Below are 19,207 nucleotides of genomic sequence, written 5' to 3' on the forward strand. Positions count from 1 at the left end.
GCCACGCACAATGGCGTCACTCGCGCTACCGAAGCGCAGCCCAACCGGAGCCTGACATGACGACCATTCTGCAAATCAATTCCGCTGCGCGTTCGCAAGGTGCGCAATCCACGCTGCTGGCCAACGAACTGACGGCAAAGCTGCAACAATCGAACCCCGGCGCAGAGGTCGTGGTTCGCGATCTGCTCGCCGATGCGCTGCCGCACCTCGACGAATCGGTGCTCGGCGCGTTCTTCACGCCGGCCGAGAACCGCACCGCGGAACAGAATGCGATCGTCGCGAAGAGCGATGCGCTGATCGCCGAACTGCAAGCCGCCGACATCATCGTGATCGGCGCGCCGATGTACAACTTCGGCATCTCGTCGCAACTGAAGACGTACTTCGACTGGATCGCACGTGCAGGCGTCACGTTCCGCTACACCGAGAACGGTCCGGAAGGCCTGATCAAGGGCAAGAAGGTCCACGTCGTGACGGCCCGCGGCGGCAAGTACGCCGGTACGCCGAACGACAGCCAGACGCCGTACCTGCGTACGTTCCTCGGCTTCGTCGGCATGACCGACGTGAGCTTCATCTTCGCGGAAGGCCTGAACCTCGGGCCGGATGCGCAGAGCGCCGCGCTCGCCAGCGCACGCGAAGCGATCGCTGCCGCGTAAGGTCGATGCGGGTGCGACGCACCCGCTGCATCGTCCGAAAAAAACGCCGCGTCCCGGAAAGGGCGCGGCGTTTTTGCATTCCTGCCGGTGAAAGAACCGGCACGGCCGTTACGCGAGCGTCTCGGCCACTTCCGGCAGGCGCCAGTCGATCGGTTCGCGGCCTGCTTCGACCAGATAGTCGTTCGCGAGCGCGAAATGGCGGCAGCCGAGGAAGCCGCGGTGCGCGGACAGCGGCGACGGATGCGGCGCCTCGAGCACGCAATGCGCGCTCGCGTCGAACAGTGCGCGCTTCGCCTGCGCGTGCGCACCCCACAGCATGAAGACGAGCCCGCGATGGCGGCCGGCGAGTTCGCGGATCAGCGTGTCCGTGCATTGCTCCCAGCCGCGCTTCGCGTGGCTCGCGGCCGCGCCGCGCTCGACCGTCAGCACGGTGTTGAGCAGCAGCACGCCCTGGCGCGCCCACGTGTCGAGGCAGCCGTGGCGCGGCGTGTCGTGACCGAAGTTCGCGGCGATTTCCTTGAAGATGTTGCGCAGCGACGGCGGCGTGCGGACGGCCGGCGGCACCGAGAACGCGAGACCGTGCGCCTGCGGCGTGCCGCGATCGTCGCCGTGGTACGGGTCCTGGCCGAGGATCACGACCTTTACGTCGTCCGGGCTCGTGAGGCGCAGCGCGCGGAACACGTCGGTCGGGTAGACCGACTTGCCGGCCGCACGCTCGTCATCGACGAAGCGGCACAGCGGCGCGTACGCGTCACTGTCGGTAAAGGGTTTCAGCACGTCGCGCCAGACGGCCGGCAGCGCGTCGAATTGCGCGGCGAGGTGCGGGACGTCGGCGGCAACGGGCTGAGGAGCCGTAGAGGCCGGGGCCGGCGCAGCGGCTTTCCTTGTGGGCTTGCGCCCGGCCGCGGGCGACGCGGAAGCCGGGGACGGAAGATCGGCCGGTGCCGTTTCCGGCGCGGGATCATCGAACAGCGACGCCTGTTGCGGCGCGCGGGGAGTCTTGCGGGTTGCCATGCGTGATGCGTGTTTATTGCGCGCGCAGCCGGTAGCCGCGTTGCGCCTTGCTGATGTTTTCGGGAGCGAGGCCCGGCAGCGCCTGCTGCAGTTCGGCGGCGAGCGTCGCGAGCGCCGCTTCCGGGCCGTCGATCAGTTCGAGTTCGATTTCGCTGATCGGTTCGCGGCGCGTTTCGTGTTCCGCCTGGACGACGATCTCGCCGAGGTCCACCGCGGCTTCGACGGTTGCGCCGCCGATTGCGATGCGCCACAGCGTACGCGAAAAATCCGTGCGGAACAGCGCGTGCAGCGCGCCCGCCGCGTCATTCAGTGCGGCGGCGGCTTCCGGCACGTCGCAGGCCGCGACGAGCGCATCGATCTCGAGCGCGTCGCCGGCGACAGGCAGTTCCCATTCGTGGCGGCGATGCAGGCCGCCTTCCGCGCTGCCGACCGTCTTGAACGTCTGCAGCCAGCCTTGCGGCGCACGGCGCACGCGCACCGCGCTCTTCGAGCGCGCCAGCGCGAGATCGGGCGTGTCGTAATAGACGTTCGCGAGCGTGATGTCGTGGCCGGGTTCGCCGGTCAGCGTCTCGAAGAAGCGCCGCGCGGCCTCGGCCTGGCCGGCCGGCAGCGCGAGCTTGATTTCCTTTTCGATCGCCATCAGAAGAACATCCGCGCGAGTTCCTCGCCCGGCTGCTCGGCGCGCATGAACGCTTCGCCGACGAGGAACGTGTTCACGTTCGCCGCGCGCATCGTGTCGACGTCGGTACGCGACAGGATGCCCGATTCGGTCACGACGATCCGGTCCTGCGGAATCATGTCGAGCATGTCGAGCGAGGTCTGGATCGACGTCTCGAACGTGCGCAGGTTGCGGTTGTTGATGCCGAGCAGCGGCGTCTTGAGCGTCAACGCCTGTTCCATCTCGTTGCGGTCGTGCACTTCGACCAACACGGCGAGTCCGAGCGAGTGCGCATACGCTTCGAGATCCTGCATCAGCGGCGTATCGAGCGCGGCGGCGATCAGCAGGATCGCGTCGGCGCCCATCGCGCGTGCTTCGAGGATCTGGTACGCGTCGACGATGAAGTCCTTGCGCAGCACCGGCAGCGTGCAGGCCGCACGTGCCTCTTCGAGGTAGCGGACGCTGCCCTGGAAGAACTGTTCGTCGGTCAGCACCGACAGGCACGCGGCGCCGTGCGCTGCATACGAGCGCGCGATGTCGGCCGGTACGAAATGCTCGCGCAGCACGCCCTTCGACGGGCTTGCCTTCTTGATTTCGGCGATCACCGCGGCGTCGCCGGCCGCATGCTTCGCACGCAGCGCACCGACGAAGTCGCGCAGGTCGCGCGCGGATGCGTCCAGCTTCAGTGCCTCGAGCGGCGTGCTGCGGATGGCCGCCGCGACTTCTTCGCGCTTGACGGCGATGATTCGGTCGAGAATGTCGCTCATGTGGATTCCTGCTTGAGTCGTAAGGGGAGTCAGCGCTTGAACTGCTGCGTGAAGCGCACGAGTTCGTCGACTTTCGCGCGGGCCTTGCCGCTCGCGATCGCTTCGCGGGCGAGCTGGATGCCGTCCGCGATCGATTCGGCGACGTTCGCCGCATAAAGCGCGGTGCCCGCGTTCAGCGTGACGATCTCGCGGGCGACGCCCGGCTGGTTGTCCAGCGCGCCGAGCAGCATCGTGCGCGATTCTTCGGCATTTTCCACCTTCAGCGTGCGGTTCGACACCATCTGCAGGCCGAAGTCCTCCGGATGGATCTCGTATTCGTGCACCTTGCCGTCGCGCAATTCGCCGACGAGCGTCGCGGCGCCGAGCGAGACCTCGTCCATCCCGTCCTTGCCGTACACGACGAGCACGTGCTGCGCGCCGAGGCGCTGCATCACGCGCACCTGGATGCCGACGAGGTCGGGGTGGAACACGCCCATCAACTGGTTCGGCGCGCCGGCCGGATTGGTCAGCGGGCCGAGGATGTTGAAGATCGTGCGCACGCCGAGCTCGCGGCGCACGGCCGCGATGTTCTTCATCGCCGGGTGATGGTTCGGCGCGAACATGAAGCCCATGCCCGTTTCGGCGATCGACGCGGCAACCTGGTCCGACTGCAGGTCGATGTTCACGCCGAGCGCCTCGAGCACGTCGGCGCTGCCGGACTTGCTCGACACGCCGCGGTTGCCGTGTTTCGCGACTTTCGCGCCGGCCGCTGCCGTGACGAACATCGACGCGGTCGAGATGTTGAACGTGTGCGAGCCGTCGCCGCCGGTGCCGACGATGTCGACGAAGTTCGAGTTGTCCTGCACGTCGACGTGGTTCGCGAATTCGCGCATCACGGTCGCGGCGGCGGCGATCTCGCCGATCGTCTCCTTCTTCACGCGCAGCCCGGTGATGATCGCGGCGGCCATCACGGGCGACATGTCGCCGCGCATGATGAGCCGCATCAGGTGCAGCATCTCGTCGTGGAAGATCTCGCGGTGCTCGATCGTGCGCTGCAGCGCTTCCTGCGGGGTAATCGTCATCGTGAGGCTCCAGTCAGGCGGCTTGCGCGGCTGCGGCGTGCGCCTGCTTCAGGAAATTTTCGAGCAGCGCATGGCCGTGCTCGGACAGGATCGATTCCGGGTGGAACTGCACGCCTTCGATCGGCAGCGTCTTGTGGCGTACGCCCATGATTTCGCCGTCGTCGGTCCAGGCGGACACCTCGAGGCAGTCGGGCAGCGATTCGCGCTCGATCGCGAGCGAGTGGTAGCGCGTGACGTCGAAATGCTTCGGCAAGTCGGCGAACACGCCGCGGCAGTCCGTTTCGATCCGGCTCACCTTGCCGTGCATGATGGTCTTCGCGCGCACGACGCGGCCGCCGAATGCTTCGCCGATCGCCTGGTGGCCGAGGCAGACGCCGAGGATCGGCTTCTTGCCCGAAAATTCGCGCAGCACGTCGAGCGTGATGCCTGCGTGCTGCGGGTTGCTCGGGCCCGGCGACAGGCAGATCGCGGCGGGATTCAGGCGCGCGATGTCGTCGAGCGTGATTTCGTCGTTGCGGTACGTGTGCACGTCCTCGCCCAGTTCGCCGAAGTACTGGACCAGGTTGTAGGTGAACGAGTCGTAGTTGTCGATCATGAGCAGCATGGTCAGTCTCCGGTCAGAAGTCGCTATCGAGGCCGTCCTGGACCTGTTCGGCCGCACGCAGCACCGCGCGCGCCTTGTTTTCGGTCTCTTGCCATTCGGATTCGGGCACCGAATCCGCGACGACGCCGGCCGCCGCTTGCACATACAAGTTGCCGTTGTGGATCAGGCCCGTGCGGATCGCGATCGCGAGATCCATCTCGCCCGAGAACGACAGGTAGCCCACCGCACCGCCGTACAGCCCGCGCTTGATCGGCTCGAGCTCGTCGATCAGCTCCATCGCGCGCACCTTCGGCGCGCCGGACAGCGTGCCGGCCGGGAACGTCGCGCGCAGCACGTCGTAGTTCGTCATGCCGGGCTTCAGCTTGCCTTCGACCGAGCTGACGATGTGCTGCACGTGCGAGTACTTCTCGATGACCATCTTGTCGGTCACCTGCACCGAGCCGATTTCGGCGATGCGGCCGACGTCGTTGCGCGCGAGGTCGATCAGCATCACGTGCTCGGCGATCTCCTTCGGATCGTTGAGCAGCTCGGTCGCGAGTTCCGCGTCGCGCTCGGGCGTGTTGCCGCGCGGGCGCGTGCCGGCGAGCGGGCGAATCGTGACGATCTGGTCCTCGCCTCGCTTTTCCTGGCGTACGAGGATTTCAGGCGACGCGCCGACCACGTGGAAATCGCCGAAGTTGTAGTAGTACATGTACGGCGACGGATTCAGTGAACGCAGCGCGCGATACAGCGACAGCGGATTGTCGCGGTACGGCTTCGTCAGCCGCTGGCCGACCTGGATCTGCATCAGTTCGCCGGCCGCGATGTATTCCTTCGCCTGGCGCACGGCGGCCAGATAGTCTTCCTTCTTGAACTCGCGGAACGTCTCGGTGCGCACGCTCGCCGACGTGACGGGCGGCTGCACGGTCGTGCGCAGGCGCTGCTTCAGTTCGCGCAGGCGGTGTTTCGCCTTCGCGTAGGCTTCCGGCTGGCCCGGGTCCGCGTAGATGATCAGGTACAGCTTGCCGGCGAGGTTGTCGATCACCGCGACTTCCTCGGTCAGCAGCAACTGGATGTCGGGCAGGCCGAGATCGTCGCGCGGCGCGGTGTTCGCGAGCTTCTTCTCGATATAGCGCACCGCGTCGTAGCCGAAATAGCCGGCGAGGCCGCCGCAGAAGCGCGGCAGGCCCGGGCGCTGCGCCACCTTGAAGCGCGCCTGGAACGATTCGATGAACTGGAACGGGTCGCCGTCATGCGTCTCGACGACCTGGCCGTCGCGCACGACTTCCGACACGCCGTTGCGGGTGCGCACGAGCGTGCGGGCGGGCAGGCCGATGAACGAGTAGCGGCCGAAGCGTTCGCCGCCGACCACCGATTCGAGCAGGAACGAGTTGGCGCCCGCACGTTCGGGCTGGGCCAGCTTCAGGTAGAGGGACAGCGGCGTTTCGAGATCGGCGAGGGCTTCCGCGATCAGCGGGATACGGTTGTAGCCTTCGTTCGCGAGCGATTGGAATTCGAGTTCGGTCATGTTCCGGTCCTGTTCGGGACGAGCGGCGGCGTGCGCCAGGGATCACTTGACGCTGCGCGGGTTGCCGTCGGCGAAAGGGCGGTCGATCGAGAAGTGCCTGTTGCCGGCCGGCACTCCGGGCGTGAACGTCGCGAGCCTGCGGCCGATCCTGAACGCAAGCGTTCGGACGCGGTGGAACTCGAGGTGGTGCGACGATCGGCGCGCGGATGCGCAGCGAGATAAAAAACGGCGCTGAAGACGTGCTTCAGCGTACCTCATCGAAGAGGTTAGCGCGACCAGCGACGCCAGGGCCAGGCTCCCCGGTCGATGCTGCTCAGACTCCGTTTTTTATTCAGAAACATGCGGATGGAAGAAATAATCAGAGGGTTGGCCGGCCGGCGTTGTGCGCGGTGATCGCGCGGGCTGCGACCAGCAACGAATCGACTATACCATCCGAATTTATCGTTTGTATAGCTTTGCCGTGGTTGTAGCCGTACGGCACCGTCAGCGTCGCCATCCCGGCCGCGCGGCCCGCCAGTGCGTCGTTTTCCGAGTCGCCGATCGCGACCGCTGCGTCCGGCGCGACACCGAGCGCGTCGCAAGCCGTCAGCATCGGCAGCGGGTCGGGTTTCTTGCGCGCGACGCTGTCGCCGCCGAGCACGATGCCGAAGCGATCGGCCAGCCCGTATTGCTCGAGCAGCTCGACCGCAAAGCGGTGCGGCTTGTTCGTCACGCATGCGAGCCGGATGCCGGCCGCGCGCAGCGCGTCGAGACCGGCGGCCACGTCCGGATAGAGGCGCGTATGGCGGCCGTTGATCTTCGCGTATTCAGTCTGGTAGATCGCCAGTGCGTCGTCGAAGCGCGCGTGCGCCTCGGCGGCCGAGAAGCGCGGCTTCAGCACGCTCTGGATCAGGTGTTCGGAGCCTTTGCCGACGTAGCCGATCACCTCGTCGCGCGACGTGGCCGGCACATCGAGCTGCGCGAGCATCCCGTTCAGGCCGGCCGTGAAATCGTCGGCCGTGTCGACCATCGTGCCGTCAAGATCGATCAGCGCCGCGTCGATGCGCGGCGCGGCGAAGCGGATCGGGGCGGCGTCCGTTGCGGCCCCGGCCGGCGCATGGCCGGCGAGCGACGATTCGGCCACGGCGTCAGCTCCGCTCGACGGTGGCGAGCGCGGCGCGCATCTCGTCGATCACCTTCCGGTAGTCGGGCTTGCCGAAGATCGCCGAACCCGCGACGAAGGTGTCGGCACCGGCCGCGGCGATTTCCGCGATGTTGTCGGTTTTCACGCCGCCGTCGACCTCGAGCAGGATCTCGCGGCCCGTGCGCTCGGTGTATGTGTCGATGCGCGCGCGTGCTTCGCGCAGCTTGTTCAGCGTTTCCGGAATGAACGACTGGCCGCCGAAGCCGGGGTTGACCGACATCAGCAGCACGAAGTCGAGGCGGTCCATCACGTGGTCGAGGTAGTTCAGCGGCGTGGCCGGGTTGAATACGAGGCCGGCCTTGCAGCCGTGGTCGCGGATCAGCGACAGCGTGCGGTCGATGTGATCCGAGCCTTCCGGGTGGAAGCTGATCAGGTTCGCACCGGCCTTCGCAAAATCGGGCACGATCCGGTCGACCGGGCGCACCATCAGGTGCACGTCGATCGGCACCTGCACGTGCGGGCGGATCGCTTCGCACACGAGCGGGCCGATCGTCAGGTTCGGCACATAATGGTTGTCCATCACGTCGAAGTGAATCCAGTCGGCGCCGGCGGCGACCACGTTACGGACTTCTTCGCCGAGCCGTGCGAAATCGGCCGACAGGATGCTGGGAGCGATGCGGAATTGGGTCATGGCAGGGGAGCGGGGGACGTTGCGGCGCAAAACCGACATTCTACCGCCCGGCGGCCGGCGCGCGGCGGCGGGCCGCGCGGTTGCGGCCCGAATCCGCATCAAGCAGAATGCCGAACCAAAGCGGCGCGTCCGCGGCCCCGTCGCCCACGCCGGCACGGACAGTCACCCTCCAGTGGAAACACCATGAGTCAGTATCAGTTCACCGTTTCGGTGAAAACCAGCTACTTGCCGGAACAATCCGACCCCGATCGCCGTCAATACGCATTCGCGTACACGCTGACGATCCGCAACACGGGACAGGTCGCGGCGCAGTTGATCGCGCGTCACTGGATCATCACGGACAGCGAGAGCCACGTGCAGGAAGTGAAGGGGCTCGGCGTCGTCGGGCACCAGCCGCTGCTGCAGCCGGGCGAGCAGTTCGAATACACGAGCTGGGCCGTGATCGCGACGCCGGTCGGTACGATGCGTGGCGCGTACTTCTGCGTGGCGGAGGACGGCGAGCGTTTCGAGGCGCCGGTCGAGGAGTTTGCACTGCACATGCCGCGCACGCTGCATTGAGCGTGCGAAGCGCGTCAGCGCGGCTGGCGATCGTTGTTGCGGGCGTGCTTCTTTCTGCCCGACGACGTCCACACGACGATGAAGATCAGCAGGGCAAGCGCTACGAAGGCTTCGAGCGCGAAGATGAGCATCGGATATTGGTCGAGAAAATCTGACATGGCGGTTTCCATCAAGAACGAACATTGTATGTGGTTTGGGCCCCGGTTGGTCGGCTGGGTTGCGGCGGCCGCAGCCGCGGCGCTGCTTGCCGCGTGCGGCGGCGCGCCGACGCGAACGTCAACGCTCAAGCCGCCGACCGGCGCGGCGATCGTGCCGGGGCAGGTTGCCGCGAAGCGGCTCACGCCGGTTGCGTGGCAGCAGGTGCCGGGCTGGCAGGACGATTCGTTGCTCGGCGCGACGGCCGCGTTGCGGCAGAACTGCGTGCGGCTCGCGCGCCAGCCGGCCTGGCAGCGCGCTTGCGCAGCCGCCGACCGGCTCGACGAGCTCGACGTCAGCAGCGCACGCACCTTCTTCGAAACGTATTTCACGCCGTTCCAGTTTGCGAACACCGACGGTACGCTCGACGGGCTCGTGACCGGCTATTACGAGCCGCTGCTGCATGGCTCGCGCGTGCGCCGCGGCCCGTATCAGTACGCGCTCTATCGCTGGCCGGCCGGTTATCGCGCAGGCGCCGCACTGCCGGCACGCGCGCAACTCGAGCGCGCGGGTCTCCTGAGCGGCAACGAACTCGTGTGGGTCGACGATCCGATCGAGGCGTTCTTCCTGCAGGTGCAGGGCTCGGGGCGCGTGTTGCTCGACGACGGTTCGGTGATGCGGGTCGGCTTCGGCGGCACCAACAACCAGCCGTACCGCTCGATCGGCAAGTGGCTGCTCGACCGCGGCGAGCTGACGCCCGCGCAGGCGACGATGCAGGGCATCAAGGCGTGGGCGAAGGCGAACCCGAACCGCGTTGACGCGTTGCTCGACACGAATCCGCGGTTCGTGTTCTTCCGCGACATGCCGACCAAGGAAGATGCACCGCACGGCGGCGCGGACGGTCCGATCGGCGCGCTTGGCGTGCCGCTGACGCCGGAGCGTTCGATCGCGGTCGATCCGTCGTCGATCCCGCTCGGCACGCCCGTGTTCCTGCAGACAACGCGTCCGCTGACGAATACGCCAATGAACCGGCTCGTATTCGCGCAGGATACGGGCTCCGCGATCAAGGGCGGCGTGCGGGCCGACTATTTCTGGGGGCTCGGCGACGACGCAGGCGATCAGGCCGGCCGGATGAAACAGGTCGGCCGGATGTGGCTGCTGTTCCCGAATTCGTGACGTGAGGCGGCGTGGGCTGCCGGGGGGGCGCTCACGCATGAGGCGCGGCATTCGTGGGCGCGATGGTGCGCCCGGGGTGCGTCGGTCTGATCGCGGTGCACCCGTGTGGTTTCGGTTCGTGTAATGCGCCGGTCGCGTTGAACGACGTGGCAGAAGAACACAGCCCGATCGGTGTTGGCCGATCGGGCTGTTTGTCTTTTTGCGCAACGGGATTGCCGCTCCGCGCGGCCGGCGCGTAGCGTCAGCCGTCAGCCCTTGCGCTTGTCGACGACGCGGCGCGCCTTGCCGACCGAGCGCTCGATCCCGTTCACGGGCAGCACGTTGATCACGGCGGTCACGCCGATCAGCGACTTGATGTCGTGCGCGAGCGCCTGTTTCGCCGCGTGGATCGCCGCCGTGTCCGGCGCGGTGTCGGGGCAGGGCTCGACGTTGAGCGTCAGCACGTCGAGCGGGCCTTCCTTCGTCAGCACGATCTGATAGTGCGGTGCGAGCACGCGCTGCTTGAGCAACTGCTCCTCGATTTGCGTCGGGAACACGTTGACGCCGCGCACGATCATCATGTCGTCCGAGCGGCCGGTGATCTTTTCCATCCGGCGCATCGTGCGAGCGGTGCCGGGCAACAGGCGCGTGAGGTCGCGTGTCCGGTAGCGGACGATCGGCAGCGCCTCCTTCGTCAGCGACGTGAACACGAGTTCGCCGAGCTCGCCGTCCGGAAGCACTTCGCCGGTTTCAGGATCGATGATTTCCGGATAGAAGTGATCTTCCCAGATGGTCGGGCCGTCCTTGGTCTCGACGCATTCGGACGCGACGCCGGGGCCCATCACTTCGGACAGCCCGTAGATGTCGACTGCGTCGATGCCCATCCGCTGCTCGATCGCGACGCGCATGTCGTTGGTCCACGGCTCCGCGCCGAAGATGCCGATGCGCAGCGAGCTCTGCGCGGGATCGAGGCCCTGGCGCTCGATTTCGTCGGCAATCGACAGCATGTAGCTCGGCGTGACCATGATGATGTCCGGCCGGAAATCCTGGATCAGTTGTACCTGCTTCTCCGTCTGGCCGCCGCCGAACGGGATCACGGTCAGTCCTGCGCGTTCGGCGCCGTAGTGTGCACCGAGCCCGCCCGTGAACAAGCCGTAGCCGTAGCTGATGTGCACCTTGTCGCCGCGGCGCGCACCGGCGGCGCGAATCGAGCGCGCGACGAGATTCGCCCACGTGTCGATGTCGCCTGCCGTATAGCCGACGACCGTCGGCTTGCCGGTCGTGCCCGATGACGCGTGGATGCGCGAGATCTGGTCCTGCGGCACCGCGAACATCCCGAACGGATAACTGTCGCGCAGGTCACCCTTGGTCGTGAACGGGAAGCGCGACAGGTCCGCGAGCGTCTTCAGGTCGTCGGGATGCACGCCCGCTTCGTCGAACTTGCGACGATAGACGGGGGAGTGCTCATACGTATGCCGGAGCGACCACTTGAGGCGTTCGAGCTGCAGCGCGGTCAGCTCGTCGCGTGAGGCGGTCTCGATCGGCTCGAGCGGTAGCGGGGTAGTCATGCAAGTCTCCAGTGTTTGTTATGTGCGAGCCGTCGACGTCAGCGGTCTTCCGGGATGACCGTGCCCTTGATCTGGGCGGATTTGCCGCGAAACATCGCGACCGTTTCGCCGGTCTGGTTCGTGACGCGGATGTCGTAGATGCCCTGGCGGCCGGCGCGCGCCTGTTCGATCGCCTCGGCCGTCAGCACGTCGTCGCCATGCACGGGGCGCAGGAACTCGATCGAGCAGCCGGCGGCGACCGTATTCAGGTTGTACGAGTTGCACGCGAACGCGAACGTCGAATCGGCGAGCGTGAAGATGATCCCGCCATGGCAGGTCTGATGCCCGTTCAGGAATTCGGGCCGTACGCGCATCTGCAGGCGTGCGTAGCCCGCGCGTACTTCCGCGATCTCCATGCCGAACGCGCGGCTGCATGCGTCGGCGTCGTACATGGCCCGCGCGGTGGCGCGAGCGAGCGAATCGGGATCGAGCGTGGCGCTGGCGTTCGTCATGTCAACGCCCCTCGAAGCACGGTGCGCGCTTCTCGATGAATGCCTGCACACCTTCCGCATAGTCGTGCGACTGGCCCAGCTTGCGCTGCAGGTCGCGCTCCAGGTCGAGCTGCTGGTCGAGCGTGTTCGTGACGCTGTCGCGCATCGATTGCTTGATCGACGCGATCGCGAGCGTCGGCTGCTGTGCGAGCTGGGTCGCGAGCTGGCGGGCTGACGCGGTGAGTGTGTCGTCGTCGACCGCACGCCAGATCAGGCCCCATTGTTCAGCCTGTTCGGCGCCGAGCTTGTCGCCGGTCAGTGCGAGCCCCAGCGCGCGTGCCATGCCGACGCGTTGCGGCAGGAACCACGTGCCGCCCGAATCGGGCACGAGCCCGATCTTGACGAAGGCCTGGATGAAACTGCTCGAACGGGCGGCGAGCACGAGGTCGCATGCGAGCGCGAGATTCGCTCCGGCGCCGGCCGCCGTGCCGTTGACGGCGGCGATCACCGGGATCGGCAGACGCTGCAGGCGGCGGATCAGCGGGTTGAAATGCTCGTCGATCAGTGTGCCGAGGTCGGTGGACGCGCCCGGCGTGAAGTCGAGGTCGGCCAGGTCCTGGCCCGCGCAGAAGCCGCGCCCCGCACCCGTCAGAATCAGCGCGCGTGCGCCGGCCGCCTCGACTTCATCGAGTGCCGACTGCAGTTCGCGATGCATCGCCCGCGTGAAGCTGTTCAGCTTGTCGGGGCGGTTGAGGGTGATCGTGGCCACACGCGCGGCCTGATCGATATCCAGCTGAATCGCCTGATAGGACATGCAGAGTCTCCTTCCTGACTTCGTTATAGGCGCGCGGTGCGTCGGTTACACGCGTTCGATCGCGAGTGCGATGCCCTGGCCGACGCCGATGCACATCGTACAGAGCGCAAAGCGGCCGCCCGTACGCTCGAGTTGATGGAGCGCCGTGGTCACGAGCCGGGCACCCGATGCGCCGAGCGGGTGGCCGAGTGCGATCGCACCGCCGTTCGGGTTCACGCGCGGATCGTCGTCGGCGACGCCGAGCATGCGCAGCACCGCGAGACCCTGCGCCGCAAACGCCTCGTTCAGTTCGATCACGTCGAACTGGTCGATCGTCATGCCGAGCTGGCGCAGCAGTTTCTGTGTGGCCGGCGCGGGGCCGATGCCCATTACGCGCGGCTCGACGCCGGCCGTCGCCATGCCGACGACGCGCGCACGGCGGCGCAGGCCGTACTGGTCGGCTGCCTGCGCATTGGCGAGCAGCAGCGCGCACGCGCCATCGTTGACGCCCGATGCGTTGCCGGCCGTCACCGAACCATCCGGGCGCACGACGCCCTTCAGCTTCGCGAGCGCTTCGAGCGACGTCTCGCGCGGATGTTCGTCGCGCGATACCACGACCGGATCGCCCTTCTTCTGCGGAATCGTGACCGACACGATTTCCTCGGCGAGCGTGCCGTCCTGCTGCGCGCGCGCGGCTTTCTGCTGGCTGCGCAGCGCGAACAGGTCCTGGTCGGCGCGGCTGATGTTGTAGTCGACCGCGACGTTCTCGGCCGTCTCCGGCATCGAATCGACGCCGTGAAGCTGTTTCATCAGCGGATTGACGAAGCGCCAGCCGATCGTCGTGTCGAAGATGTCGGCCTGGCGTGCGAACGCGCTCGCGGCCTTGCCCATCACGAACGGCGCGCGCGTCATGGTCTCGACGCCGCCCGCGACCATCAGGCGCGCTTCGCCCGACTTGATCGCGCGCGCGGCCGTGCCGACCGCGTCCATCCCGGAGCCGCACAGCCGGTTCAGCGTCGTGCCCGGCACGGCGGTCGGAAGGCCCGCGAGCAGCGCCGACATGCGCGCGACGTTGCGGTTGTCTTCGCCGGCCTGGTTCGCGCAGCCGTAGATCACGTCGTCGATCGCCGTCCAGTCGACGTTGCGGTTGCGCTCGACGAGCGCCTTGAGCGGCACTGCGCCGAGATCGTCGGCACGGACATCCTTCAGGGCGCCGCCGTAGCGGCCGATGGGGGTGCGAATCGCGTCGCAGATGTAGGCGTCTGTCATGGGCGTATCGATGAGCAACGAACCCGCCGGGTGGCGGATTCGTTCATGGTAGAGAACGTGGCGGCGTTTGCACGTCGGCCATTCGGGTTATGCCGTTTGGCCAGCTTCCGCAGGTACCGCCTTCGGGGCAACATGGACGCGGCTTTGCACCACACGGAACCGGTTGGCGACGAACGCCGGGTCGGCCAGCGCCGCGTTGGCTGCCGGGTTCGCCCCCGTACCGTGGAAATCGGAGAACGCGGCCGACTGGTTGACGAACACGCCGCCCGTCAGGTTGATCGACAGCGCGACACCGCCGCGCACCGCTGCATCGTGTGCGGCGTCGACGATCGCGTCGTCGGTGCTGTAGACGGAGAGGGTCAGCGCACCATGTTCCGCCGCGATTTCACCGGCGAGATCGAGCGACTGCGCGGTCGAGTCGGTTGCGATCACGAACGAGATCGGGCCGAACCACTCCCGCGTGAATTTCTCACGATCGGCCACGTCGAGTTGCAGCACGAGCGGCGTGCGCACGCGGGCATCTGGGAACGCGGGGTGCTGCAGGGTCAGGCTGTCGGCGAGTACGCGGCCAAGCTGGCGAGCGTCGTCGATGCGCGCAGTCACGCCATCGTTCTGGATTGCGCCGATCAGTTCGACCGAGCGTGCCGGGTCGCCAGTGAGTTTTTGCACGGCCACTGCGATGGCTTGCGCGACTTCATCGAAGCTCGCATGGCCGTCCGCCGTTCGGATGCCGTCGCGCGGCACGTAGATGTTCTGCGGCGCGGTGCACATCTGACCGGAGTACAGCGCCAGCGAGAACGCGATGTTCTTGGCTGCGGCTTTCAGGTCGTCGGTCGAGTCGATCACGATCTGGTTGACGCCGGCCTTCTCGGTGTAGACCTGTGCCTGGTGGGCATGGCGTTCGAGCCACGTACCGTTCTGAGTGCTGCCCGTGAAGTCGATCAGCTTGATTTCGGGGCGCAGCGCGAGATCCTGAACGAGGGCGCCGTCGTTGGGCTCGGTCGCGAGGAGCGTGACGACGTTCGGATCGAACCCGGCTTCGCGCAGCACGTCGCGGGCGATCCGGACCGTGATCGCGAGCGGCAGGATCGCGCCCGGATGCGGTTTGACGATCGCGGTGTTACCGGTTGCCAGATCGGCGAACAGGCCCGGGTAGCCGTTCCAGGTCGGGAACGTGCAGCAGCCGAGCACGAGCCCCGTGCCGCGCGGGACGATCGTGTAGCGCTTGTGCATCGCGAGCGGCGGGTTCTTGCCTTGCGGCTTTTCCCAGTGCGCATCGGCCGGGATGCGGCGCAGTTCGTCCCATGCATAGGCGACAGCCTCGAGCGCACGATCCTGTGCGTGCGGGCCGCCGGCCTGGAACGCCATCATGAATGCCTGCCCCGTGGTGTGCATCACGCTGTAGGCGATCTCGAAGCTCGCGCGATTCAGGCGCGTGAGGATTTCGAGGCTGACGCCGATCCAGGCGCTCGGGCCGGCTTCGCGCCACGTGCGTTGCGCGGCGGCTGCGGCGGCGATCAGCGTGTCGGGCGTCGACTTCGGATACCGGATGCCCAGTGCGATGCCGTACGGCGACCGCTCCGCGCCGACCGTGTCGCCGGACGCCGGCTGGTCGAGCGCGAACGTCTTGTCGAGGTGCGACTTGAACGCGGCTTCGCCGTCTGCGCTTGCGCTTTCCCCGTACACTTTGGGACTCGGCAATTCGGCGAACGGGCTCCAGTACCCGCGGCTCTCGATGGCGGCGAGTGCGTGCTTCAGCGTGTCTTCGTGCTTCGTGAACAGTGCATGGGTCATGGCGGCAGCCTGGTGGACGTTGAGAGGGGTTGGATCGATTAATTAACCGACCGGTTGGTCGGAGAATGTTAGCATCAAACTATTCGCATGTGCGAGGCGTTTCTCATTTCATTGATCGAGGAGAAATAGATGGCTTACGAGAACATCCTGGTGGAGACCCGGGGGCGTGTCGGGCTGGTTACGCTGAACCGTCCGAAGGCGCTGAATGCGCTGAACGATGCGCTGATGGATGAGTTGGGCGACGCACTGAAGGCGTTCGACGCGGACGACGACATCGGCGCGATCGTCGTGACGGGGAGCGAGAAGGCGTTCGCGGCCGGCGCGGACATCGGCATGATGGCGACCTATTCCTATATGGATGTTTACCGGGGCGACTACATCACGCGCAACTGGGAGACGGTCCGCCAGATCCGCAAGCCGATCATTGCTGCGGTTTCGGGTTTTGCGCTGGGCGGCGGCTGCGAGCTCGCGATGATGTGCGACATCATCTTCGCGGCGGACACGGCGAAGTTCGGCCAGCCGGAGATCAAGCTGGGCGTCATGCCGGGTGCGGGCGGCACGCAGCGCCTGCCGCGCGCGGTGTCGAAGGCGAAGGCGATGGACATGTGCCTGACCGCGCGCTTCATGGACGCCGCGGAAGCGGAGCGCGCCGGGCTGGTGTCGCGCGTGTTGCCGGCCGACAAGCTGCTCGACGAGGCGATTGCCGCTGCGGCGACGATCGCCGAGTTCTCGCTGCCGGCGGTCATGATGGTCAAGGAGTCGGTGAACCGCGCATATGAGACGACGCTGGCGGAAGGTGTCCACTTCGAGCGCCGGCTGTTCCATTCGCTGTTTGCGACTGAGGACCAGAAGGAAGGGATGGCGGCATTCGTCGAGAAACGGAAGCCTGAGTTCAAGAACCGCTGATTGGGCTGCGCCGCGGCCGGTGTTTGGCGCCTGGTTTGCACCGATTGTCGGCACGGTCGCCGGGCCCCAAGCCTCCGTGCGCGCCAGCGCACGGAGGCTTTTCAAAATAATTTCACAAAGGGGCTTGCGGAGATGGAGGCGGGTGCTTAGAATCACGCCTCTTTCGCGCTAACGGAAACGCGGCGCGGGAGAGGGGAAGCGAAGTCGGTGGTGTGCAGCAGGTTGGGCGCACGGCTGGCGAAGGAAGATGAACCCCGCAGTCGCAACGAAGCAGTTAAAAAGTTGTTGACGATCTGCGAAACACGGTTCATAATCTCGCTTCTCTGCTGCTGAAAACGCAGCGCTGCTGAGAAACACGATGTTTCTCGCAGAAATGCTCTTTAAAAATTAACAGCCGATAAGTGTGGGCGCTTGATGGAGGCGAGCTGATCCTCGGATCAGATAGCGAAAGTATCAAGAGTCTCACACTAAAGTAAGTCAGGTTTATGAAGCAATTCATATTCCTGTCAGCTTTGAGTGAGCGACCGGTTCGAAAGAACCGAAAACAGTAACAGGTTTAAACTGAAGAGTTTGATCCTGGCTCAGATTGAACGCTGGCGGCATGCCTTACACATGCAAGTCGAACGGCAGCACGGGTGCTTGCACCTGGTGGCGAGTGGCGAACGGGTGAGTAATACATCGGAACATGTCCTGTAGTGGGGGATAGCCCGGCGAAAGCCGGATTAATACCGCATACGATCTACGGATGAAAGCGGGGGACCTTCGGGCCTCGCGCTATAGGGTTGGCCGATGGCTGATTAGCTAGTTGGTGGGGTAAAGGCCTACCAAGGCGACGATCAGTAGCTGGTCTGAGAGGACGACCAGCCACACTGGGACTGAGACACGGCCCAGACTCCTACGGGAGGCAGCAGTGGGGAATTTTGGACAATGGGCGAAAGCCTGATCCAGCAATGCCGCGTGTGTGAAGAAGGCCTTCGGGTTGTAAAGCACTTTTGTCCGGAAAGAAATCCTTGGTTCTAATATAGCCGGGGGATGACGGTACCGGAAGAATAAGCACCGGCTAACTACGTGCCAGCAGCCGCGGTAATACGTAGGGTGCGAGCGTTAATCGGAATTACTGGGCGTAAAGCGTGCGCAGGCGGTTTGCTAAGACCGATGTGAAATCCCCGGGCTCAACCTGGGAACTGCATTGGTGACTGGCAGGCTAGAGTATGGCAGAGGGGGGTAGAATTCCACGTGTAGCAGTGAAATGCGTAGAGATGTGGAGGAATACCGATGGCGAAGGCAGCCCCCTGGGCCAATACTGACGCTCATGCACGAAAGCGTGGGGAGCAAACAGGATTAGATACCCTGGTAGTCCACGCCCTAAACGATGTCAACTAGTTGTTGGGGATTCATTTCCTTAGTAACGTAGCTAACGCGTGAAGTTGACCGCCTGGGGAGTACGGTCGCAAGATTAAAACTCAAAGGAATTGACGGGGACCCGCACAAGCGGTGGATGATGTGGATTAATTCGATGCAACGCGAAAAACCTTACCTACCCTTGACATGGTCGGAATCCTGCTGAGAGGTGGGAGTGCTCGAAAGAGAACCGATACACAGGTGCTGCATGGCTGTCGTCAGCTCGTGTCGTGAGATGTTGGGTTAAGTCCCGCAACGAGCGCAACCCTTGTCCTTAGTTGCTACGCAAGAGCACTCTAAGGAGACTGCCGGTGACAAACCGGAGGAAGGTGGGGATGACGTCAAGTCCTCATGGCCCTTATGGGTAGGGCTTCACACGTCATACAATGGTCGGAACAGAGGGTTGCCAACCCGCGAGGGGGAGCTAATCCCAGAAAACCGATCGTAGTCCGGATTGCACTCTGCAACTCGAGTGCATGAAGCTGGAATCGCTAGTAATCGCGGATCAGCATGCCGCGGTGAATACGTTCCCGGGTCTTGTACACACCGCCCGTCACACCATGGGAGTGGGTTTTACCAGAAGTGGCTAGTCTAACCGCAAGGAGGACGGTCACCACGGTAGGATTCATGACTGGGGTGAAGTCGTAACAAGGTAGCCGTATCGGAAGGTGCGGCTGGATCACCTCCTTTCCAGAGCTTCTCGCAAAATTGAGCGCTCACGCTTATCGGCTGTAAATTAAAGACAGACTCAGGGGTCTGTAGCTCAGTCGGTTAGAGCACCGTCTTGATAAGGCGGGGGTCGTTGGTTCGAATCCAACCAGACCCACCAATGTCTTGTCTGGCGGTAGTACCTGAGGATATCTGTACTCATGGGGGCATAGCTCAGCTGGGAGAGCACCTGCTTTGCAAGCAGGGGGTCGTCGGTTCGATCCCGTCTGCCTCCACCAATCTTCAATGGGAAGCGTTTGGATCGCACGAAAGTGACGTGTGAGACGAGCATTTGCCATTGGCGATTGAGCCAGTCAGAGTGATACGTAGTATGTATCGGCTGTCGTTCTTTAACAATCTGGAAGAAGTAAG

Annotated in this window: 17 protein-coding genes, 2 tRNA genes and 1 rRNA gene; 7 read left to right on the top strand and 13 right to left on the bottom strand. The window is 65.0% G+C overall.

All coding sequences use genetic code 11. The annotated features are described in order from the left end of the window. Positions 1-56 precede the first annotated feature (56 nt). Positions 57-653, top strand: a complete 597-nt coding sequence (locus ABD05_RS08215; protein ID WP_047899691.1) for an FMN-dependent NADH-azoreductase — start codon at positions 57-59, stop codon at positions 651-653. Positions 654-761: 108 nt separating this feature from the next. Here the strand turns inward: ABD05_RS08215 and ABD05_RS08220 are convergent, their stop codons facing one another. The 8 genes from ABD05_RS08220 to rpe form a co-directional block, all read right to left on the bottom strand. Then, complete coding sequence (locus tag ABD05_RS08220; RefSeq protein WP_047899692.1) at positions 762-1,667, bottom strand: uracil-DNA glycosylase; 906 nt, start codon at positions 1,665-1,667, stop codon at positions 762-764. Between the two features lie 13 nt (positions 1,668-1,680). After that, complete coding sequence (locus tag ABD05_RS08225; RefSeq protein WP_047899693.1) at positions 1,681-2,307, bottom strand: CYTH domain-containing protein; 627 nt, start codon at positions 2,305-2,307, stop codon at positions 1,681-1,683. Beyond that, complete coding sequence (trpC, locus tag ABD05_RS08230) at positions 2,307-3,092, bottom strand: indole-3-glycerol phosphate synthase TrpC (protein WP_047899694.1); 786 nt, start codon at positions 3,090-3,092, stop codon at positions 2,307-2,309. Before trpC ends, ABD05_RS08225 begins: the two co-directional genes overlap by 1 nt. 29 nt (positions 3,093-3,121) lie before the next feature. Further along, positions 3,122-4,153, bottom strand: a complete 1,032-nt coding sequence (gene trpD, locus ABD05_RS08235) for an anthranilate phosphoribosyltransferase (RefSeq protein ID WP_047899695.1) — start codon at positions 4,151-4,153, stop codon at positions 3,122-3,124. 13 nt (positions 4,154-4,166) lie between these two features. Beyond that, entirely contained in the window at positions 4,167-4,757 is a 591-nt protein-coding gene (locus ABD05_RS08240; RefSeq protein ID WP_047899696.1) for an aminodeoxychorismate/anthranilate synthase component II, read from the bottom strand. 13 nt (positions 4,758-4,770) lie between these two features. Further along, positions 4,771-6,264, bottom strand: coding sequence for an anthranilate synthase component I (trpE, locus tag ABD05_RS08245; RefSeq protein ID WP_047899697.1), 1,494 nt, complete (start codon positions 6,262-6,264; stop codon positions 4,771-4,773). Positions 6,265-6,622: 358 nt separating this feature from the next. Further along, a complete protein-coding gene (locus ABD05_RS08250; RefSeq protein WP_047899698.1) occupies positions 6,623-7,387 on the bottom strand; it encodes a phosphoglycolate phosphatase in 765 nt (254 codons plus the stop codon). A gap of 4 nt (positions 7,388-7,391) precedes the next feature. Then, positions 7,392-8,078: a ribulose-phosphate 3-epimerase gene (gene rpe / locus ABD05_RS08255; protein WP_047899699.1), complete on the bottom strand. Its 687-nt coding sequence runs from the start codon at positions 8,076-8,078 to the stop codon at positions 7,392-7,394. A 183-nt stretch (positions 8,079-8,261) separates the two neighbouring features. Between rpe and apaG the strand changes: the two genes are divergently transcribed. Together apaG and mltA are read left to right on the top strand one after the other, a co-directional pair. Then, positions 8,262-8,636: a Co2+/Mg2+ efflux protein ApaG gene (apaG, locus tag ABD05_RS08260; protein WP_047899700.1), complete on the top strand. Its 375-nt coding sequence runs from the start codon at positions 8,262-8,264 to the stop codon at positions 8,634-8,636. A gap of 78 nt (positions 8,637-8,714) precedes the next feature. Continuing rightward, complete coding sequence (gene mltA, locus ABD05_RS08265; protein ID WP_047901125.1) at positions 8,715-9,947, top strand: murein transglycosylase A; 1,233 nt, start codon at positions 8,715-8,717, stop codon at positions 9,945-9,947. Positions 9,948-10,195: 248 nt separating this feature from the next. Here mltA and paaK read toward each other — a convergent pair whose 3' ends face one another. The 5 genes from paaK to paaN all read right to left on the bottom strand — a co-directional run bounded on the left by paaK (position 10,196) and on the right by paaN (position 15,820). Further along, positions 10,196-11,494: a phenylacetate--CoA ligase PaaK gene (paaK, locus tag ABD05_RS08270; RefSeq protein ID WP_047899701.1), complete on the bottom strand. Its 1,299-nt coding sequence runs from the start codon at positions 11,492-11,494 to the stop codon at positions 10,196-10,198. Positions 11,495-11,532: 38 nt separating this feature from the next. Beyond that, the gene (paaI, locus tag ABD05_RS08275) at positions 11,533-11,985 is read right to left on the bottom strand and encodes a hydroxyphenylacetyl-CoA thioesterase PaaI (RefSeq protein WP_047899702.1); all 453 of its coding nucleotides are present in this window, start codon (positions 11,983-11,985) and stop codon (positions 11,533-11,535) included. Between the two features lies 1 nt (position 11,986). Beyond that, positions 11,987-12,778 carry a 2-(1,2-epoxy-1,2-dihydrophenyl)acetyl-CoA isomerase PaaG gene (gene paaG, locus ABD05_RS08280; RefSeq protein ID WP_047899703.1) on the bottom strand — a complete coding sequence of 264 codons (792 nt, stop codon included), beginning with the start codon at positions 12,776-12,778 and terminating at the stop codon, positions 11,987-11,989. Between the two features lie 45 nt (positions 12,779-12,823). Further along, on the bottom strand, positions 12,824-14,026 hold the full coding sequence (pcaF, locus tag ABD05_RS08285) for a 3-oxoadipyl-CoA thiolase (protein WP_047899704.1): 1,203 nt from the start codon (positions 14,024-14,026) through the stop codon (positions 12,824-12,826). An 87-nt stretch (positions 14,027-14,113) separates the two neighbouring features. Continuing rightward, the gene (paaN, locus tag ABD05_RS08290; protein ID WP_047899705.1) at positions 14,114-15,820 is read right to left on the bottom strand and encodes a phenylacetic acid degradation protein PaaN; all 1,707 of its coding nucleotides are present in this window, start codon (positions 15,818-15,820) and stop codon (positions 14,114-14,116) included. Between the two features lie 129 nt (positions 15,821-15,949). On the opposite strand from paaN, the gene ABD05_RS08295 reads away from it, so the two are divergent. The 4 genes from ABD05_RS08295 to ABD05_RS08310 all read left to right on the top strand — a co-directional run bounded on the left by ABD05_RS08295 (position 15,950) and on the right by ABD05_RS08310 (position 19,074). Further along, a complete protein-coding gene (locus tag ABD05_RS08295; protein ID WP_047899706.1) occupies positions 15,950-16,726 on the top strand; it encodes an enoyl-CoA hydratase in 777 nt (258 codons plus the stop codon). A 558-nt stretch (positions 16,727-17,284) separates the two neighbouring features. Then, positions 17,285-18,817, top strand: a 16S ribosomal RNA gene (locus ABD05_RS08300). 62 nt (positions 18,818-18,879) lie between these two features. Next, positions 18,880-18,956 (top strand) — tRNA-Ile (locus ABD05_RS08305). Positions 18,957-18,998: 42 nt separating this feature from the next. Further along, positions 18,999-19,074, top strand: a tRNA-Ala gene (locus ABD05_RS08310). The last annotated feature ends 133 nt before the right edge of the window (positions 19,075-19,207 follow it).

It is taken from the genome of Burkholderia pyrrocinia (assembly GCF_001028665.1).
Taxonomy (GTDB): domain Bacteria; phylum Pseudomonadota; class Gammaproteobacteria; order Burkholderiales; family Burkholderiaceae; genus Burkholderia; species Burkholderia pyrrocinia.

What these genes read in the sequence shown, in the direction of transcription:
- ABD05_RS08215 (WP_047899691.1), top strand. Translation starts at nt 57, where the DNA reads ATGACGACCATTCTGCAAATCAATTCCGCTGCGCGTTCGCAAGGTGCG.
- ABD05_RS08220 (WP_047899692.1), bottom strand. Translation starts at nt 1,667, where the DNA reads ATGGCAACCCGCAAGACTCCCCGCGCGCCGCAACAGGCGTCGCTGTTC.
- ABD05_RS08225 (WP_047899693.1), bottom strand. Translation starts at nt 2,307, where the DNA reads ATGGCGATCGAAAAGGAAATCAAGCTCGCGCTGCCGGCCGGCCAGGCC.
- trpC (WP_047899694.1), bottom strand. Translation starts at nt 3,092, where the DNA reads ATGAGCGACATTCTCGACCGAATCATCGCCGTCAAGCGCGAAGAAGTC.
- trpD (WP_047899695.1), bottom strand. Translation starts at nt 4,153, where the DNA reads ATGACGATTACCCCGCAGGAAGCGCTGCAGCGCACGATCGAGCACCGC.
- ABD05_RS08240 (WP_047899696.1), bottom strand. Translation starts at nt 4,757, where the DNA reads ATGCTGCTCATGATCGACAACTACGACTCGTTCACCTACAACCTGGTC.
- trpE (WP_047899697.1), bottom strand. Translation starts at nt 6,264, where the DNA reads ATGACCGAACTCGAATTCCAATCGCTCGCGAACGAAGGCTACAACCGT.
- rpe (WP_047899699.1), bottom strand. Translation starts at nt 8,078, where the DNA reads ATGACCCAATTCCGCATCGCTCCCAGCATCCTGTCGGCCGATTTCGCA.
- apaG (WP_047899700.1), top strand. Translation starts at nt 8,262, where the DNA reads ATGAGTCAGTATCAGTTCACCGTTTCGGTGAAAACCAGCTACTTGCCG.
- mltA (WP_047901125.1), top strand. Translation starts at nt 8,715, where the DNA reads ATGAAGATCAGCAGGGCAAGCGCTACGAAGGCTTCGAGCGCGAAGATG.
- paaK (WP_047899701.1), bottom strand. Translation starts at nt 11,494, where the DNA reads ATGACTACCCCGCTACCGCTCGAGCCGATCGAGACCGCCTCACGCGAC.
- paaI (WP_047899702.1), bottom strand. Translation starts at nt 11,985, where the DNA reads ATGACGAACGCCAGCGCCACGCTCGATCCCGATTCGCTCGCTCGCGCC.
- paaG (WP_047899703.1), bottom strand. Translation starts at nt 12,778, where the DNA reads ATGTCCTATCAGGCGATTCAGCTGGATATCGATCAGGCCGCGCGTGTG.
- pcaF (WP_047899704.1), bottom strand. Translation starts at nt 14,026, where the DNA reads ATGACAGACGCCTACATCTGCGACGCGATTCGCACCCCCATCGGCCGC.
- paaN (WP_047899705.1), bottom strand. Translation starts at nt 15,820, where the DNA reads ATGACCCATGCACTGTTCACGAAGCACGAAGACACGCTGAAGCACGCA.
- ABD05_RS08295 (WP_047899706.1), top strand. Translation starts at nt 15,950, where the DNA reads ATGGCTTACGAGAACATCCTGGTGGAGACCCGGGGGCGTGTCGGGCTG.